Genomic DNA, 1349 nt, shown 5'->3' with positions numbered 1-1349 from the left:
CGCTGCGGGCTTCGCCCTGCGGGGGAGGGGGGAATTCTTGGGCTGTTTCTGTTTTATTCCACTATAAATAGCGCCGTAGGGTGGGGCTTGCCCCACCATCAGAAACCTCAAACCCAACCTTCACTCGCCAATGGGTAGGAGCTATCCCGCCAGAACCGATAAAATTGCGCCTTTTCCGCAAAAAGGAACCCGTATGTACGACATAGAAGTCCAAAGCGAACACGACGCCCGCCTCTACCCGGCGGGCGAACCACGTGGATACGCCCGTATCACTGTCCCCGAAACCTGGGTACACGCCGCGCCCGATGCCGCGAGCGCCCGCCTCAGCCAATACACCTATGGCGAACCGCTGCGCATCTTCGACCAGCGCGACGGCTGGCTGCACGCCCAATCCCTGCGCGACCACTACAGCGGCTGGATACCAGAGACTGCCGCCGAACACCGCGACGACGAACCGGCATGGACGCACATCACCCTCGCCGTCGCCCCCGTCACCGCCGCGCCCGACCTGAAAAGCGCCTACCGCGCCACCCTGCCGCCCGATGCCTGCCTGACCGTCACCGCCGAAGAAGGCGACTACCTGCAACTGCATGATGGCGGCTGGCTGCACCGCCGCCACGCCACCCCCGCCGACCTGCCCGGCGACATCATCACCGCCGCGCGCCGCCACCTCGGGCGCAGCTACGTCTGGGGCGGACGCGGCACCGCCGGGCTGGACTGCTCGGCGCTCGCCCAATGGAGCTACCGCCGCGCCGGTTACAACATCCCGCGCGACAGCGACCTGCAAGAAAAATACCTGGAAGCGCACCACACCCGCGTTGACAGCGAGAGCATCACACGCGGCGACCTGCTCTACCTGCCCGGCCACGTCATGATTGCCAACGACGCCTACACCGTCATCCACGCCAGCGGCTACCAAATGCAAGTCGTCGTCGAAAACCTGAGCGAGGCCATCGCCCGCTACAAACGAACAATAGGCGAAAAATACCGGCTGCGCGCCTACCGCTGGGACGCGAAAACACCGTTTGTTCACGTCTTTGAATAACCACCGCCCTGTGCGAAAGGCATTGTTTGGAGGCGGTTTATAATTTGGCCATCACATCATGATTGTGTTCGTAGATTGGATTAGCGAGGTATGAGCGACTGGGACAGCTCGCGCCGCGACAAGTATTGCTTGCGCAGCGAGAGAGACCCAACAAACCGAATGCCAAATCTATTCCGTTGTTGGGTTACGCGCTGCGCGCTAACCCAACCTATAAAAGCTCACGGCTAAACTGTAAATAGCCGTTTAGAACCTGTTCAAAATCCCGGTTATCCACACAAATTTGAATTGCTACGCCGAATATCCC

Annotated in this window: 1 protein-coding gene; it reads left to right on the top strand. The window is 60.6% G+C overall.

Features of this window, described 5'->3' with window-relative positions:
- Positions 1–193 precede the first annotated feature (193 nt).
- Positions 194–1045 carry an NlpC/P60 family protein gene (locus tag Q0349_RS01520; RefSeq protein WP_298079039.1) on the top strand — a complete coding sequence of 284 codons (852 nt, stop codon included), beginning with the start codon at positions 194–196 and terminating at the stop codon, positions 1043–1045.
- The last annotated feature ends 304 nt before the right edge of the window (positions 1046–1349 follow it).

It is taken from the genome of uncultured Cardiobacterium sp., from assembly GCF_938028185.1.
Taxonomy (GTDB): Bacteria; Pseudomonadota; Gammaproteobacteria; order Cardiobacteriales; family Cardiobacteriaceae; genus Cardiobacterium.
The sequence above is the reverse complement of the archived record's forward strand: the minus strand, read 5'-3'. Positions and strand labels throughout refer to the sequence as shown.